The organism is Thiovibrio sp. JS02 (assembly GCF_053485635.1).
This window is the reverse complement of record NZ_CM130715.1, coordinates 373260-388206: the sequence shown is the minus strand read 5'-3', so window position 1 is coordinate 388206 and position 14947 is coordinate 373260. Positions and strand designations below refer to the sequence as shown.

15 protein-coding genes are annotated in these 14947 nt (G+C 59.7%); 7 read left to right on the top strand and 8 right to left on the bottom strand.

The features are described 5' to 3' along the window. Positions 1–25: 25 nt before the first annotated feature. From lptC to ACUUL3_RS01895, 4 genes are read right to left on the bottom strand one after another with little or no spacing between them, the layout of a single operon-like run. Positions 26–601, bottom strand: coding sequence for an LPS export ABC transporter periplasmic protein LptC (lptC, locus tag ACUUL3_RS01910; RefSeq protein WP_448554051.1), 576 nt, complete (start codon positions 599–601; stop codon positions 26–28). After that, complete coding sequence (locus tag ACUUL3_RS01905) at positions 598–1239, bottom strand: KdsC family phosphatase (protein ID WP_448554049.1); 642 nt, start codon at positions 1237–1239, stop codon at positions 598–600. The genes lptC and ACUUL3_RS01905 overlap by 4 nt, the downstream gene beginning before the upstream one ends. After that, positions 1239–2078, bottom strand: coding sequence for a 3-deoxy-8-phosphooctulonate synthase (gene kdsA, locus ACUUL3_RS01900; protein ID WP_448554047.1), 840 nt, complete (start codon positions 2076–2078; stop codon positions 1239–1241). The genes ACUUL3_RS01905 and kdsA overlap by 1 nt, the downstream gene beginning before the upstream one ends. Before the next feature lie 44 nt (positions 2079–2122). Next, complete coding sequence (locus ACUUL3_RS01895) at positions 2123–3778, bottom strand: CTP synthase (protein WP_448554045.1); 1656 nt, start codon at positions 3776–3778, stop codon at positions 2123–2125. A 193-nt stretch (positions 3779–3971) separates the two neighbouring features. Here ACUUL3_RS01895 and ACUUL3_RS01890 point away from each other — a divergent pair, with 193 nt between their 5' ends. The 7 genes from ACUUL3_RS01890 (at position 3972) to ACUUL3_RS01860 (ending at position 11177) form a co-directional block, all read left to right on the top strand. After that, complete coding sequence (locus ACUUL3_RS01890; protein WP_448554043.1) at positions 3972–5486, top strand: hypothetical protein; 1515 nt, start codon at positions 3972–3974, stop codon at positions 5484–5486. Then, on the top strand, positions 5483–6298 hold the full coding sequence (locus tag ACUUL3_RS01885) for a septal ring lytic transglycosylase RlpA family protein (RefSeq protein WP_448554041.1): 816 nt from the start codon (positions 5483–5485) through the stop codon (positions 6296–6298). The genes ACUUL3_RS01890 and ACUUL3_RS01885 overlap by 4 nt, the downstream gene beginning before the upstream one ends. Positions 6299–6561: 263 nt before the next feature. Continuing rightward, a complete protein-coding gene (locus tag ACUUL3_RS01880; protein ID WP_448554040.1) occupies positions 6562–6903 on the top strand; it encodes a zinc ribbon domain-containing protein YjdM in 342 nt (113 codons plus the stop codon). A gap of 245 nt (positions 6904–7148) precedes the next feature. Further along, the gene (locus ACUUL3_RS01875; protein WP_448554038.1) at positions 7149–8186 is read left to right on the top strand and encodes a 4Fe-4S dicluster domain-containing protein; all 1038 of its coding nucleotides are present in this window, start codon (positions 7149–7151) and stop codon (positions 8184–8186) included. 3 nt (positions 8187–8189) lie between these two features. Further along, entirely contained in the window at positions 8190–9092 is a 903-nt protein-coding gene (locus ACUUL3_RS01870) for an FAD/NAD(P)-binding protein (protein WP_448554037.1), read from the top strand. Between the two features lies 1 nt (position 9093). Continuing rightward, positions 9094–9906 carry an NADH-quinone oxidoreductase subunit B family protein gene (locus tag ACUUL3_RS01865; RefSeq protein ID WP_448554035.1) on the top strand — a complete coding sequence of 271 codons (813 nt, stop codon included), beginning with the start codon at positions 9094–9096 and terminating at the stop codon, positions 9904–9906. Beyond that, positions 9903–11177 (top strand): Ni/Fe hydrogenase subunit alpha, encoded by a 1275-nt coding sequence (locus ACUUL3_RS01860; protein WP_448554033.1) that lies wholly within the window; start codon positions 9903–9905, stop codon positions 11175–11177. Before ACUUL3_RS01865 ends, ACUUL3_RS01860 begins: the two co-directional genes overlap by 4 nt. 271 nt (positions 11178–11448) lie before the next feature. On the opposite strand, the gene ACUUL3_RS01855 is transcribed toward ACUUL3_RS01860, so the two are convergent. The 4 genes from ACUUL3_RS01855 to hgcA all read right to left on the bottom strand — a co-directional run bounded on the left by ACUUL3_RS01855 (position 11449) and on the right by hgcA (position 14768). Continuing rightward, entirely contained in the window at positions 11449–11649 is a 201-nt protein-coding gene (locus tag ACUUL3_RS01855) for a hypothetical protein (RefSeq protein WP_448554031.1), read from the bottom strand. A gap of 201 nt (positions 11650–11850) precedes the next feature. After that, positions 11851–13005: a Shedu immune nuclease family protein gene (locus tag ACUUL3_RS01850; RefSeq protein ID WP_448554029.1), complete on the bottom strand. Its 1155-nt coding sequence runs from the start codon at positions 13003–13005 to the stop codon at positions 11851–11853. 454 nt (positions 13006–13459) lie between these two features. Further along, positions 13460–13732, bottom strand: coding sequence for a mercury methylation ferredoxin HgcB (hgcB, locus tag ACUUL3_RS01845; RefSeq protein ID WP_448554027.1), 273 nt, complete (start codon positions 13730–13732; stop codon positions 13460–13462). A gap of 10 nt (positions 13733–13742) precedes the next feature. Next, positions 13743–14768: a mercury methylation corrinoid protein HgcA gene (hgcA, locus tag ACUUL3_RS01840; RefSeq protein ID WP_448554025.1), complete on the bottom strand. Its 1026-nt coding sequence runs from the start codon at positions 14766–14768 to the stop codon at positions 13743–13745. Positions 14769–14947: the final 179 nt, after the last annotated feature.

Here is a 14947-nt window from a genome sequence, read left to right as displayed (position 1 = left end):
CGGCCAACCCTCAGCCCTTGCCCGATCACCAGGAGTCCACCCTCACCCGGCCGGAAACCTCATAGGATTCTTCGTCCATGTCGTAGACAAGACCGCGGCCGCGCACATCCATATTCCTGCCGGTGATCCGGATAGGACTCCTGGTCCAGATGTTGCGGGTGGTGTCATCGTAGTTCAGAACCTCGGCCAGCACAAGGAAGCCATCCTCCGAGTGCACCTGGACATCCTTTTTGAGGGTAAGCAGCTTCTGCTTGCTGTTGTATTCGCCTTCCTTCCCGACGATGCGGAACTTCCGGCGCTCTCCCTGAAAAACCTCCGCCTCCACCCGCTCCAGCCGCATCTTGTCAGGATCCTCGCCGGTATGGAGACGGGCCGCCTCTATCTGCCAGTCCCGCACGCCATTCTTCTGCTGCAGGAAGGAAACGCCCTCCATGCTGAAGCTCTGCCCGGCCTGGGCCTCTTTTTTCCCGTTATCTCCCCCCGCCTTCGCAAGCATGTCGGCCGGGGCGAGGAAGCGGCCCACCGGCCCCCGCCACAGGGGCCAGAGCAGCAGCAGGCTCAGGGGGAGAAGCCAGAGGATATTGCGCAGGCCCGACATCATCGCAGGTACCTCGCCAGCAGCTCTTCGCGCAGTCCCTTGGCTTCGATGATCAGATCGCAGAGCTCCCGCACCGCGCCCCGGCCGCCTTCCCGCCTGGTCACGTAGTGGGCGACCGCCTTGACTTCCGCCACCGCGTCGGCCACGGTCACGGCAAAGCCGACCCGGGCAAGGAGAGGCAGGTCGAGCCAGTCATCTCCCATGTAGGCGATCTCGCCGGGAGCAAGTTTCTGCTCGGCGATGATTTTCGCAAAGGCCTCGATTTTGTTGCGCACCCCTTGATAGACATGGGCAAGCTTCAGATCCTGGGCGCGGCGGTGTACCGCCTCGGAACTGCGCGCGGTGATGATGCCCACCTCAACCCCGGCCTCCTGCAGGATCCTGATCCCGAAGCCGTCCTTGGTGTTGAAGGATTTCATCTCGGTGCCGGAATGGGTGTAGACGATGGAGCCGTCGGTGAGCACGCCATCCACATCGAGAAGCAGCAGCCTGACCGCCCTGGCCCTGGGCAGACAGCTCTGCCAGACATAACCGCGTTCGTCCTGCTCATTTCTTCGCAGGGCCCGCTGCCGCAGCCCCTCGGTCACCTCGCAATCCGTGGGATACTGCCCGCCCGCCTTGCCGCAGCCGTTCTCCGCCATCAGACACCCGCCTCGATACCGGGCCGCACCAGCGCGTGGATGGCGACAAGCTGGGCAAGGAGTGCTTCCACTCCGGCCAGGGGCATGGAATTGGGTCCGTCGCACAGCGCCTTGCCAGGCTCGGGATGGACCTCCATGAAAATGCCGTCGATCCCCGCGGCCACCGCGGCCCTGGCCAGGGGCGGGATGAACTCGCGCTGGCCGCCGGAACTGCCCCCTGCCCCGCCGGGCAGCTGCACACTGTGGGTGGCGTCGTAGATGACCGGGCAGCCGAAGGACCGCATCACCGGCAGGGAACGCATGTCCACCACCAGATTGTTGTATCCGAAGGAGGCGCCCCGTTCCATGAGCAGGAGTCTGTTTTTGCTCACCGCATGGATCTTGGCCACGGCATGCCGCATGTCCCAGGGAGAAACGAACTGGCCTTTTTTCAGGCTCACCACCTTGCCGGTCTGGGCGGCGGCCACCAGAAGATCGGTCTGCCGGCAGAGAAAGGCGGGAATCTGGAGAAGATCGAGCACTTCGGCGGCAGGGGCGACCTGGGCCACCTCATGCACGTCGGAAACCACCGGCACCCCATAATCCTGACGGATATCGGCCAAAATCCGCAGCCCCTCGCGCTGGCCAGGGCCCCGGAAGGCGTCCAGCGAGGTGCGGTTCGCCTTGTCGTAGGAGGCCTTGAACACATAGGAAACGCCCAGTCTGGCGCAGATCTCCTTGAGGCCGGCGGCGACCTCGCGGCAGAGTTCGGCCGATTCGATGACGCAGGGGCCTCCGATCAATAAAAAAGGCCGGTTGGCACCGACCTCAAAAAATCCAGGGATGGCTACGGACTCCACGCTCTTCTCCTGTTGGTCCGCGAAAGTGGAAAAGCCGGGGCAGATCAGGCCCCGGCGTTATCCAGGGCGGCTTTGATGAAATCTTTGAACAAGGGATGCGGCTTCATGGGGCCGGACTTGAACTCCGGGTGGAACTGACAGCCAAGAAACCAGGGATGATCGGCAAGCTCGACGATCTCCACCAGCTTTTCGTCCGGCGAGGTGCCGCTGATGGTCAGGCCGTTCTTGACAAGTTTTTCCTTGAAGGCGTTGTTGAACTCATAGCGGTGCCGATGCCGCTCCAGAATCTCGTCCTGGCCGTAGGCCTTGTGGGCAAAGGTGCCCGGCTTCATCTTGCAGGGGTAGGCGCCCAAGCGCAGGGTGCCGCCCAGGTCGGTGGACTCGTCGCGGATCTGGATCTTGTCGGTGCGGTAGTCGTACCACTCCTTGATGAAGTAGATGACCGGGTGCTTGGTGAGCTGATTGAATTCGGTGCTGTCGGCATCCTTCATGCCGGCGATGTTTCTGGCGAATTCGATCACCGCCAGCTGCATGCCGAGACAGATGCCGAAATAGGGAATCTTCTTCTCGCGGGCAAAGGTGATCGCGGCAATCTTGCCCGCCACCCCGCGACTGCCGAAACCGCCCGGAACCAGAACGCCGTGGCAGCCGGCAAGCAGCCCGTCCGCGCCTTTTTCCTCGATCTCCTCGGCGCTGACGTAGCGGAGCTTCACCTTGGCGTTGTTGGCCACCCCGGCGTGGACCAGGGCCTCGTGCAGGCTTTTGTAGGATTCGGTCAGGTCGACATACTTGCCGATGATGCCGATCTCGACGCCGCGTCCGGGATTCTTGACCTTGCGGATCAGCTCCTGCCAGGCATCGAGGCGGGGAGCGCCGGTCCAGATGTTGAGCTTGCTGAGGATGATGTCGTCCAGGCCCTCGGCGTGGAAGCAGAGGGGCACCTCGTAGATGTTGTCCACGTCACGGGCGGTGATCACCGCCTCTTTTTCCACATTGCAGAAGAGGGCGATCTTGGCCTTCAGTTCACTGGAGAGCAGGCTTTCCGTCCGGCAGAGAAGGATATCGGGCTGGATGCCGATGGCGCGCAGCTCCTTGACGCTGTGCTGGGTGGGCTTGGTCTTCACCTCGCCGGCCGTCTTGATGTACGGCACCCAGGTCACATGGATATAGAGGGAGTTTTCCCGCCCCACGTCGGAACGGAACTGGCGGATCGCCTCCAGAAAGGGCAGGCTCTCGATATCGCCGATGGTGCCGCCGATCTCGATGATGGCGACGTCCACCTCCCCTTCAAACTGCTTGATGGCCGTCTTGATCTCGTCGGTGATATGGGGGATCACCTGCACGGTGCCGCCCAGGTATTCGCCGCGGCGCTCCTTGCTGATCACCGAATGGTAGATGCGTCCCGAGGTGTAGTTGTTGCGCTGGCCGAGCACCGCCGAGGTATACCGTTCGTAGTGACCGAGATCGAGATCGGTTTCGGCGCCGTCATCGGTGACGTACACCTCGCCGTGCTGAAAGGGGTTCATGGTGCCGGGATCCACATTGATGTAGGGATCCAGCTTCTGGAAAGTGATGGAGAGGCCGCGACTTTCGAGAAGGGCGCCGATGGAAGCGGCGGCAAGCCCTTTACCCAATGAAGAAAGAACGCCGCCGGTGATGAAAATGAACTTGGTCCGTGGAGGATGATTTGTATTCTTCATGGAAGGCAACTATAGCACCATGCCAAATTTTGGCCAAGGGAAAACAGCGCTTTTTGCAAAAAGGAGAAGCCTCCGGCGGGCGGCGGAACTCCGTCGGAGAGATTGGCTACCGGGCATCCGCGGAATCGGGGGTTGTCTTGCGGGCAGAATAGGGTAAGATAGCGTTAAAATTTTGTTCTGGAGAGAATAACCCTTGTCGTCCGCCATTCCAACCAGCCGCGCCCCTTATAAACCGTTTGCCCTGTTCGTTCTCTGCGCCCTGGCCCTGTACCTTTCCGGCTGCAAGGGACAGGAAGCGCCACGGAAAACAGAAGGTTCGCCGGCGCCCGCAACCCAGCCCGCGCGCCAGCCGGGCTGCCAGGGCTGCCATGCCGCGGTCCGGCCCGACCCAGCCCACGACCTCGGCTGCGGCCGCTGCCATGGCGGCGACGACCGGGCCTCGGACCAGGAGCAGGCCCATGCCGGCCTCGTGGCCCGTCCGGCGCACCCGGAACGGATGCGCCAAAACTGCGGCGCCTGCCACGCCGAGGAGGTCCGGGAGGTCGCCGCCTCAAGCCATTTCACCCTGAAAAACGAGGTAAATCTGGTGCGCGCCGCCTTCGGCGCAGGGGAGGAGCTTGCCGACCTCAGCCAAATCCCTGTCCACGAGACGATCACCACTCCCCTGGCGCTGGCCGACGACCTGCTCCGCCGCCGCTGCCTGCGCTGCCACGTCTACAGCCCGGGCGACAGCTATCCGGAAACGGTGCGCGGCACCGGCTGCGCCGCCTGCCATCTGCTCCAGGAAGGGGGCGGGCAGAAGAGCCATGCCTTTGTCAAATCCCCGCCGGACAGCCAATGCCTGCACTGCCATTACGGCAATCAGGTGGGCGCGGACTACTGGGGTCGCTTTGAGCATGATTTCGGCGTGGAGTACCGCACCCCCTACCACAGTGACGGCAGCAATCCCAGGCCCTATGGCGTGGAGTTTCACCAACTGGCGCCGGATATCCATCAGCAGGCGGGCATGGCCTGCATCGATTGCCACAGCGGCGCCGAGCTCATGGGCCGGCCCCACGCCAAAAACGGCGGGCCGGAAGAACCGCTGACCTGCCTGCGCTGCCACGGCTGGCGCCCGGGCCTCTCCCCGGCCCAGGACAATCTGGAGGTCGAGGAGGGGCGCCTCGTCCTCAGGACCCGGCTCACCGGCAGGAAACTTGTCGTGCCGGTTCCGGCAAATGCGGCGCACCAGACCTACGGCGGCCAGGCGGATTGCGCGGTCTGCCACAGCCAGTGGACCTTCAACGACCAGGGCACCCATCTGATCCGCTACGATCTTCAGGATTACGATCCCTGGGCCGGCCTGTCGGTGCAGGGCAGCTTCGAGGTGGAGGATCAGCTCGACCTCAGCTCCTACGAGGCTCCCTTCCTGCGGGACAAGCTCACCGATATCCCCTCTCCGGGCATCTGGTTCAAGGGCTTCGAGCTGCGGCGCTGGGAACTGCCCCTGATCGGCCATGACGCCGGGGGCAGGCTCCGGGTCTTCCGTCCCATCCTCGACCTGCACCTTTCCCTGGTCAACAAGGAGGGCGAGGTGCTCTTTGACGCGGTGGCCCCCCGGGAAAGCGGGCGTCGCTATCTTCCCTACACCCCGCATACAATCGGCAAAGCCGGCGCTTTCTATCGGGAACGCCTGCAAGTGACCCTGCCGCCGGAGGCACGAAAATGAAGATCCTTTCCCCCGTCCCCCCGCGCCTGCCGGCGCCGCTCGCCGGCCTCATCCTGCTGCTTTGCCTGAGCGTCGCCGGCTGCGGCCCGCAGGTCATCAAGAGCGTTCCCGCGAAACGGCAGGTTTCCGTCCCGGCCGGGCCTACCGGCAAAATTCCGCCCACCCAGCGGCCTTACAACATCAACGGCAAGACCTACTATCCCCTGCCTTCGGCCGAGGGGTACAGCGAGGAGGGGCTCGCCTCCTGGTACGGCAACCCCTTCCATGGCCGCAAGACCTCCAACGGCGAGACCTACAACATGTACGACTGGACCGTGGCCCACAAAACCCTGCCCATGCACACCCGCCTGCTCGTGGAAAACCTGGAGAACGGCCGGCAGACCACGGTGCGGGTCAACGACCGCGGCCCCTTTGTCAAGGACCGGATCATCGATCTCTCCTACAATGTGGCCAGGGAACTGGGGGTCATCAAAAACGGCACGGCCAGGGTACGGATCACGGCCCTGGGCGAGGCGGTGACCGTGCGGCTTGCCGACAACCGCACCGATACCCGCTTCCTGCCGCACGAGGATTTCCAGAAAGGCGATTTCTATGTGCAGATCGGCTCCTTCACCAGCCAGGAAAACGCCGACCGCCTGAAGGAGAAGCTGATCGCCTGGGGCAGGGACACGGTCACCGTCACCTATGACCGGGGCGACCAGCTCTTCTACCGGGTCCAGGTACGGGCCGGCACCACCCTTGCCGCGGCGAACCACATGGCGCGGGTGCTCACGGACACGGGCTTTGCCGACTCCTTTGTCGTGGCCCGGTAAGGGTGACGGCAAGAAAGAGACCTCTGGCCGGTCACGAATTGAGGAGCCAGGCCTTGGGCGGCCAGCGCAATGCGTGAGGTGAAACGTCCGGAACCACGGTTTCCGCCGAAAGGACAATACCGCCATGTCCGGCGCGGGCAGAAGCGCGTCAATCCGCCCCCACGGCCGCGGCTGCCAATTTGGGCTGGCGTCCCCGGACCGCTGATCCTCCCAAGCCGTTTTTCCCTTCAAACCCGTTTGCAAATCAAAACCAGGAGTGCAGCATGAGCAGTTTGCCAAAGTGTCCTCAATGCGGTTCGGAATACACCTATGATGACGGAAGTTTGTACGTTTGTCCGGAATGCGGGCATGAATGGACAAAAAATTCGCCGGCTGAAAGCACTGCGCCCAAACCTGTTGTCCGTGATGCCTACGGAAATGTCCTTCAAGACGGCGACGCCGTTACCGTGCTCAAGGATCTCAAGGTAAAAGGGTCTTCAGGGACGGTTAAAGTCGGAACCAAGGTGAAAAATATCCGTCTCGTCGATGGCGACCATGAGATTGACTGCAGGATCGATGGCATTGGCGCAATGCAGTTGAAATCGGAATTTGTAAAAAAGGCATAGCAGGGTCCGCCCATATGCCCCGGCTTGGCTGGCGGGACCGCGGCGACCCGGCATGGCAGGGGGAAGCCGAAGGCGGGCGCTTTTTGGGGCGCTCTCGACTGGGGTTCCGCTCTTTTTCTCAAACAGTTTCGGCCGGATAGCGCCATTTGCTTGACAGCCAACGGCGAGCCGTTATATCCCATAGGGATGAAAGCCGCCGCTGACCGAAATACTCGCCTCCGCCCACGCCACAGAGGAGAGCCGTCATGATTTTCCGGATAATCAAAAAACAGGATCTGGCCCGCCTCCACGAGCTGCTGGCCGTGAATATCGTCGTCGGCCCGGTCCTGAAGGGATACGACCGCGAAGGCCGGCCCCTGCATGATTTCGACCGGGTGTACGACTTTGCGGAGCTTGCCCTGGATTACCGGCTCACCGTGCATTCGGCCAAGCGTTTTGTCCTGCCCTACAGGGAAACCCTTGCCAGCTTCAAGGTGGAGGGAGCCGGCTGGCAAAAGGAGGTGCCGCCGGGCGGCGACACGCCCCTGGTCCTTTTCGGTCTGCATCCCTGCGACATCAACGCCCTGAACAAGCTCGACCTGGTCCTGGCCAGGAGCGTCTACCCCAATCCCGTTTACGTTGAAAAAAGAAAGAAGCTCTTCATCCTCGGCCTGGACTGCGCCCCGGCTCCGCAATGCTTCTGCCGCTCCATGGGAGCGGATATCGCCCTGCACGGCTTCGACCTCTTTCTCACCGACCTGGGCAACCGTTATTTCGTCGAGGTGCTCTCCGCCGCCGCCTACGGCTTGCTCGACCAGATAGCCGGCCGGGAGCCGAGCGGCAAGGACCACCGGCTCTACAAGCAGATCACCACGGAGAAGCGCAAGCGTTTCACCACCAGCGTCGACACCACGGATCTCACCAAGATCCTGGACCTGGAATTCGATTCCCCGGCCTGGGCGCGTTGGGGCGACAGATGCCTTTCCTGCGGCACCTGCGCCAATGTCTGCCCGACCTGCTACTGCTACGGGGTGGAGGAGCATATCGACCTTAGCCTCAACAAGGCCGACAAGACGCGGTCCCTGCACTCCTGCAACCTCGTTGATTTCGCCAAGGTGGCGGGCGGCCACAATTTCAGGCCCGAGAGCGCCACCCGCCTCAAGTACCGCTACTACCACAAACACCGCGGTTTCGTGGAGGCCTTCGAGGAATCCCTCTGCGTGGGCTGCGGCCGCTGCGGCATTGCCTGCCTTGCCGACATCACCCCGCCGGAAGTGATCAAAAGCGTGCGAGGAGAGGAATAACCCATGGAAAACCCGCTGCCCTTGCAACAGCCACTGAACCCAGGCAAAGCGCATCGCCGCAAGGAGGATGCCGACGGCTTCGAGTACGCCTTTCAGGCGGAGATCACCAGCATCTACCAGCTGACCGCAAGCGAAAAACTCTACCAGATCCAACTCTGCGACCAGGACCAACGCAACCGCTTCTCCTTCCTGCCCGGCCAGTTCGTCATGCTGGAGCTGCCAGGCATCGGCGAGGCGCCCTTCTCCATCTCCTCCTCCCCGGTCCGGCACGGCGATATCGAGCTTTGCATCCGGGCGGCGGGCAACCTCACCAATTTCTTGAGCCGGGTGGAACGCGGAACCAGGGTGGGGCTTGCCGGCCCTTTTGGCACCCACTTCCCCATCGACAGGATGTACGGCCAGGACATCCTCCTCATTGCCGGGGGCCTGGGGCTGGTGCCCCTCCGCTCGCCCCTGCTGACGGTCCTCGAAAACCGGAGCCGCTTCGGCCGGGTCGATATCATGTACGGGGCCAGGGCCGCGGCCGAGCTGCTCTTCACCTACCAGTACGAGGAGTGGCGCCGCTTCGACATCAATCTGGCCATCACCGTGGACAAGGCGGACCGGAAGTGGCGGGGCCGCACCGGCCTGATCACCGAGATCCTGAAAGAAAGAATCAGCGAAGGCACCGACCTGAAAAACAACACCCATGCCATTGTCTGCGGGCCGCCGGTGATGTTCCGCTCCGTCTGCGCCATGCTCACCGAGGCGGGCCTGCCCATGGAGAAGATGTTCGTTTCCCTGGAGCGGCGCATGCACTGCGGCCGGGGCAAATGCTGCCGCTGCAACATCGGCTCCACCTACACCTGCCTGGACGGCCCGGTCTTTGATTACTGGTCGGTGCTGAACCTGAAAGAGGCTATCTGAGATGAGCGATGCGCTTTCCTACCTGGGCGTTCCCCTGAGCCGCCCCAGGGTCGGCTTTTTCGAGCTTACTTCCTGCGAGGGCTGCCAGTTGCAGATCTTGAACAACGAGGCAAGCCTGCTCGACTTTTTAAACCTGCTCACCATCGTCAATTTCCGGGAGGGGATGAGCGAGAGTGCCGACAGCTACGAAATCGCCTTTGTCGAGGGCAGCGTCAGCCGGGAGGACGAAATCGTCCGCCTGCGGGAGATCCGCGAAAAGGCCAGGGTTCTGGTGGCCCTGGGCTCCTGCGCCTGCTTCGGCGGGGTGAACAGGCTCAAAAATCGCTTTGGCGATCTTGCCTGGGTCAAAAAAGAGGTCTACGGCGACTTTGCCATCGAGACCAGGGATGTGCAGCCCCTGGAAGACTTTGTCACCGTGGATCTCAAGATCTACGGCTGCCCCGTCAAAAAGGAGGAGGTGGAACGAATCGTCACCAATCTGGTGGTGGGCAAGGCGGTGCGGCCGCCGGAATACCCGGTCTGCATGGAGTGCAAGGCCAACGAGAATATCTGCCTTTTCGAGCTTGGCGAACCCTGTCTCGGTCCCGTCACCCGCGCCGGTTGCGATGCCTGGTGCACCGGCAACCGGCGGGGCTGCTGGGGATGCCGGGGACCGGCCGAAGTGGCCAACATCAAGGAACTTGAAAAAATCATGACCAGACACGGCTTCAGCCGGGAGGCCCTCATCGACCGCCTGGAATGCTTTGGCGGCTTTGCCTCCTGCCTCGATACCCTGACCGGGAAAAAGAAAAAAGCCGGGAGGAACAAGGCATGAAGATTTCCTGCGACGTCAACGTTCACCACCTGACCAGGGTTGAAGGCCACGGCAATATCAAAATCAGCATCAAGGATGGCAAGGTCAGGGAGGCGAGCTGGGAGGTGGTGGAGACCCCGCGTTTTTTCGAGGCCATGCTGGTGGGGAAGCACTGGGAAAACGCGCCCTACCTCTGCGGGCGCATCTGCGGCATCTGCTCCATCGGCCACACCCTGGCCAGCATCCGCGCCGTGGAGAACGCCTTCGCCATCAGCCCCTCGCCACAGACCGCGGCGCTGCGCCTGCTTTTAAAGCACATGGAGACGTTGCAGAGCCATATCCTCCATCTCTATTTTCTCGCCGCCCCGGATTTTCTCGGAGCCGGCAGCGTCCTGCCCCTGGTGAAAACCCATCCGGAAGAGGTGGCGCGCGCCCTGCGCCTCAAGCTTCTGGCCAACGACGCCTGCGACCTCATCGGCGGCCGCCGGCTGCACCCAACCCGCACCGTGGTGGGCGGCTTCACCATGCTGCCGGAGAAACGGCAGCTCGCCGAGATCGGAAAACGCCTGCAGGAATGTGTGCCTGATCTTCTCGCGGCGGCGGAACTCTTCAAGACCTTCGCCATCCCGGGTTTCACCCGGGAGACGGAGTTCGTCTCCCTCAAGGGCGGGGAGAGCTACCCCTTTATCGGCGGCGGGCTTGTCTCCACGGACGGCGTCCTGAAAGAGGAGCACCAATACCGGGCCATGACCAACGAGTACTGCCAGGAGGGCTTCACCTCCAAGCTGAGCCGGCTTTCCCGCGACGCCTTTGCCGTCGGCGCCCTGGCCCGCCTGAACAACAACTTCGCCCTCCTTCATCCCACGGCCCGGGAGATCTCGGCAGCCCTGGGGCTCAGCCCGGTGAACCACAACCCGTACCTGAACAACGTGGCGCAGCTGGTCGAATGCGTACATGTGGTCTTCGACTCCCTGCGCATTATCGAGGCCATGCTCGACACTCCCTGGCAGGAACCGCGGCAACCGGTCACGCCCAGAAAAGGCAAAGGGGTCGGCGCGGTGGAGGTGCCACGCGGCATCCTCTATCACTATTATGAATTCGATGCGCAGGGCAGGGTGAAGAAGGCGGATTGCGTGATCCCCACCAGCCAGAACCACGGCAATATCCAGCGGGACATCGCGGCCCTGGCGCGGGATTACGCCAGAAAGGGCAAAACGGATCAGGACATCGAACTGCTGGCGGAAATGCTGGTGCGCGCCTACGACCCCTGCATCTCCTGCTCGGTGCACTGACCGGCAACGGGCACGAGCGCTTAGGGTGTAGTTGTTCAGACCTCATCTGACGGTTTTAGAGATAAGGCATTAGCAAGTCTGACATTCACAGTAGTAGTCTTTACTTCACAAGCACCAGGAAAAATCAAATCTTCGACATGGCAATTTTAACGCCGCCAATAACCGGCGCGTTTTTTTGCAGCGGCTGGGAGAGACCGCTTCGATGAACGCTTTGGGCGACAAACTCCGCTGGCGTCTTCGCAGACCTCTTTCCCTCACAGGTGGTACACTTTTACTTTGCCGAAACTGGTACACTTTTACTTCTGTATTGACATCCATCGTTTTTAAACCGTTCATCAAACAGTGACAGGTCAAGCTCATGGTCGATGAGATGGTTGAGGGTGAACTCAAAGGTGCCGGGCAGGATCTGGCTGGCGAAGTGGACGGGAATGAACTTTCCCTGGGCGTAGGAGTAAGGTTTGTAACGAGGCATGCCGCAATACCCTGATGCTGTGGTTAACCGAGTTCCTTCTTGGATATTGCAGGCATTATACCGGGACGACAAGTCAAAATACAGTCGAAATTACAGCAAGTTGAGTTTTTCTACAGGCTCAACGCCTAGTATAACCAGACCGCGCCAATGAACATGCCGCGTAGCGCCGCCAGCGTTCTCGCGGTCTGGTTAATACTTTTGTTAGCTTGCATTGTTTTGCACGATGAATCTTGCACGCTCATAAAGTTCATCAAAAGTAATTATTTCAGGGTTTATCGTGTTTTTTCTGAATAATTCAAAAGATCTCAGTTTGTCTTTATTTACACCATGCTCATTTGTGAACTCGGACATACTACCAACCACTAGATAGGACGTAGGCTGGTAATTGTATATTTCTTCTCCTGTCGGATTACCGTCTTTATCTTCCAACTGAAGTTTGGTTGTCAGATTCTCAACCGCAGAGGCGACAGTCCCTTGGACTTGGGCGACAGCACCAGAAAGCTCTTTCGATGGAGCCCAACAGCCTGCCCGATAAGATTTGGGGGAAAGTAATTCTGTTGCATGTGTTTTGATTTCAATAAAACACAAGTTTGAAATCACACCCTTAGTTTTCATAAGGGCATCAACTCTCTTACCATGGCTAGAAATACTGTGGCCAGAAACCACTTGCTCTAGTTTTTTGTCATTTAGTCCTGACAAAAATATGCACCCAAGACCATATCCAAATATCCAAGGGTTTCTCTCAAAAAACATTTGCCACAGGCTTTCGTCAGTGCAGTCTTTTTGTCTTTTTATTGATTCGAAATAGTCCTTATCGTTGAGTAGATTTTCAAATACCTCAAGTTGCTTTCTTCTGTAACCGACTGCCACTAAATCTTCGGTGGTCACTTCAGATTTTAAAATTTCTGCAAATAATTTCTGGTTCTCGGCAACCAAATGTTTAGCCTGATGTGTTGTCAGAGCTATTTTTCTTAGTTCTTCATCAGAAATATTGACTTTGGACCTGCTTTTAAAATTAACTGATTGAATATTTGCTAAAAATTCACAAAACCTTCCGATTTCTTCCCCTACGAAAGAGAAACCTTGTCCGTAAGGTTGACCGCTATCCGACATAAATTTTTGCACAGTGAGAACAAAGACCTGCCGAGAATCTTCAAGAAATTTTGCTTTTATATATGTAGCGGCATCTGGTTTTTTCTTAAGTACAACCTCATCTCTTTCTTTCGCATATTCTAATCCATCAGTAGATGGGAGGACTTTGGAGGCAATGCGGACTCTTTTGTCTTTATTCCCAAAAGACTGTAGCGATGGACTTATATATGTCTTCCCTGTTTTAGGATTTTGATAATCATCCATAAGTGCTACCTCTACTGAAAGCTAACATTGTGATATGCGGCGCAGGCTAGCATGGTTATAGACTGCTGGCTTTATATCACAATATAGCCCGCGCCGCATATCACAATATTGGCCCGTACTGCGTAATATTATTCTGATCAGGGCAGCATTACCCCTCGAAATCACTAGGCATAGTATACTGCCTGAACAATAGATGCAACACTGGGAAAATACGGGGTTTGGTAATGGAACCAAAATGTGACAGCTTGCCCCGAAAGACAAGCCGGTAAAACGTTATTCGTTAACAGTCAAGGAGGAGGAAATGGCAGAACTCTTTAAAATCAAACCGTTCCAGTGGCAATCTTAACAGTATTACACACAAAGGTGTTTAAGATTTTTCCTGATAATGTCAGGTCGAGTCAGAACTCCCTGGCAATCATATCAGGGCAAACTTGAGCAACTACACTTAAGGCCACTAAAGGGAGGGCGCCTTTCTGCCGCGCAGCAGTGAGTTGACAATGGCGGTGAGGCAGCCCACCCCGGCCTGCACGGCAATGGCGTCGACCGGGCAATTCACGGCGCAGGCCCCGCACTCCATGCAGGCATCCCGCACCGCGATCCGCGCCTTGCCCTGCCGGAGGACGAACACCCCGTGCGGGCACACCTCATGGCACATGCCGCAACCCACGCAGGCATCCTCGTTAAGGATCAGGGTAACCACATTTTCCAGATAACAGGCGGTACTCATTCTTTTCCCCTTAAAACAGGGTGCTCAACCAGAGCACGCTGCCGGCGGTGATGGCAAGCAGTTGCGGAGGCAGGGCCCAGCGCATCTCTTTTTGCACTCCGGAGAGGGAGGTGAAGGTTGAACAGCCGGTAAAGTTCATGCCCAGCAGCGAGGCAACCCCCAGGGAGATCAGCAGCCAGCCTGCCGAAGACTTGAGCGGCGCTCCGGCAAAGGCCCTGTAATTCCCCAGGAAAACGACAAGATTGAGAAGAATACCGGCCAGCAACCCCTTGACGGCAAAAGCGCGGCCCGGCAGGATAAAGAGCAGGAGCGGGGTGAGAATGGAACCTGCCGCTATGCCCGAGGTCAGCAGGAGGATGGGCAGAGGGGTCTGCGCCGCCTGCTCCTCCACCACGAAGCTCTCCCGGCCCATGAGGCTGTGCAGGAAGAGAATGACGAGCATGAGCGGAATGGCCCACTTGCCGGCGTTGACCAGCTCCACCGGGATCAGCGCCGCCCTTGCCGCCAGGGGGAAATCCTTGCGCCTCATTCTCCGCGTGGCTTTAAAGCCGTTGCGCCAGTAGGCCGGAAGATGGCTGGCGCAGACCGGCCCGTACTGCACCTGAAACCCGCACTCTTTCCTGACCAGATGGGCGGCCACCCCGGGCGCGGCCAGCTGCGGCAGGATCAGGGTCCGATGGCTCACCAGTTCGGCAAGCCTTTCCGCCAGAACGCTTTGCACCAGGGGGGCCGTGGCAAAGGTGCCCTTGCCGGCCGCGCACCAGACATTGATGCCGTTGGTGTCAAGGACGAGAATCCAGGCCTGCCTTTTCACCAGGGCGCTGCGGAGATGATCGAAGCTCAGCTTGTAATTGGCGGTAACGAAAACAGGCGAACCGCAGTCCGGACTCCCCACCGCATACAGACCGGGCTCAATGGTGTAACGCATGCGCCCGATGCCGCAGCGGACCCGCACCGCGCCCCAATGATCGCCGGAGGCAAGACGGGTGGCCACCTTCGGCACCGGGCCGACGGCGGTGTCGAGAACTCCGGTCACAAAGGCCTGCGTGCTCCTCTCCCCCGGGACCCGGGGGGGAATCTTCGGGCCTCAGCAGCTCTGCTGGCCGCAGGCGGAAACGGGCCCGGTCGGGCCAATCTGATTCGCACTCATAACAACCACTCGTCCTTGCGGTAAAAATCTGCCGCCATTCCACACCCCGGGCAGGAAGAATGCCC

Bases quoted from the DNA above. Each gene is read 5' to 3' on its own strand.
- lptC (WP_448554051.1), bottom strand. From the start codon at position 601: ATGATGTCGGGCCTGCGCAATATCCTCTGGCTTCTCCCCCTGAGCCTG.
- ACUUL3_RS01905 (WP_448554049.1), bottom strand. From the start codon at position 1,239: ATGGCGGAGAACGGCTGCGGCAAGGCGGGCGGGCAGTATCCCACGGAT.
- ACUUL3_RS01895 (WP_448554045.1), bottom strand. From the start codon at position 3,778: ATGAAGAATACAAATCATCCTCCACGGACCAAGTTCATTTTCATCACC.
- ACUUL3_RS01885 (WP_448554041.1), top strand. From the start codon at position 5,483: ATGAAGATCCTTTCCCCCGTCCCCCCGCGCCTGCCGGCGCCGCTCGCC.
- ACUUL3_RS01880 (WP_448554040.1), top strand. From the start codon at position 6,562: ATGAGCAGTTTGCCAAAGTGTCCTCAATGCGGTTCGGAATACACCTAT.
- ACUUL3_RS01875 (WP_448554038.1), top strand. From the start codon at position 7,149: ATGATTTTCCGGATAATCAAAAAACAGGATCTGGCCCGCCTCCACGAG.
- ACUUL3_RS01870 (WP_448554037.1), top strand. From the start codon at position 8,190: ATGGAAAACCCGCTGCCCTTGCAACAGCCACTGAACCCAGGCAAAGCG.
- ACUUL3_RS01865 (WP_448554035.1), top strand. From the start codon at position 9,094: ATGAGCGATGCGCTTTCCTACCTGGGCGTTCCCCTGAGCCGCCCCAGG.
- ACUUL3_RS01860 (WP_448554033.1), top strand. From the start codon at position 9,903: ATGAAGATTTCCTGCGACGTCAACGTTCACCACCTGACCAGGGTTGAA.
- ACUUL3_RS01855 (WP_448554031.1), bottom strand. From the start codon at position 11,649: ATGCCTCGTTACAAACCTTACTCCTACGCCCAGGGAAAGTTCATTCCC.
- ACUUL3_RS01850 (WP_448554029.1), bottom strand. From the start codon at position 13,005: ATGGATGATTATCAAAATCCTAAAACAGGGAAGACATATATAAGTCCA.
- hgcB (WP_448554027.1), bottom strand. From the start codon at position 13,732: ATGAGTACCGCCTGTTATCTGGAAAATGTGGTTACCCTGATCCTTAAC.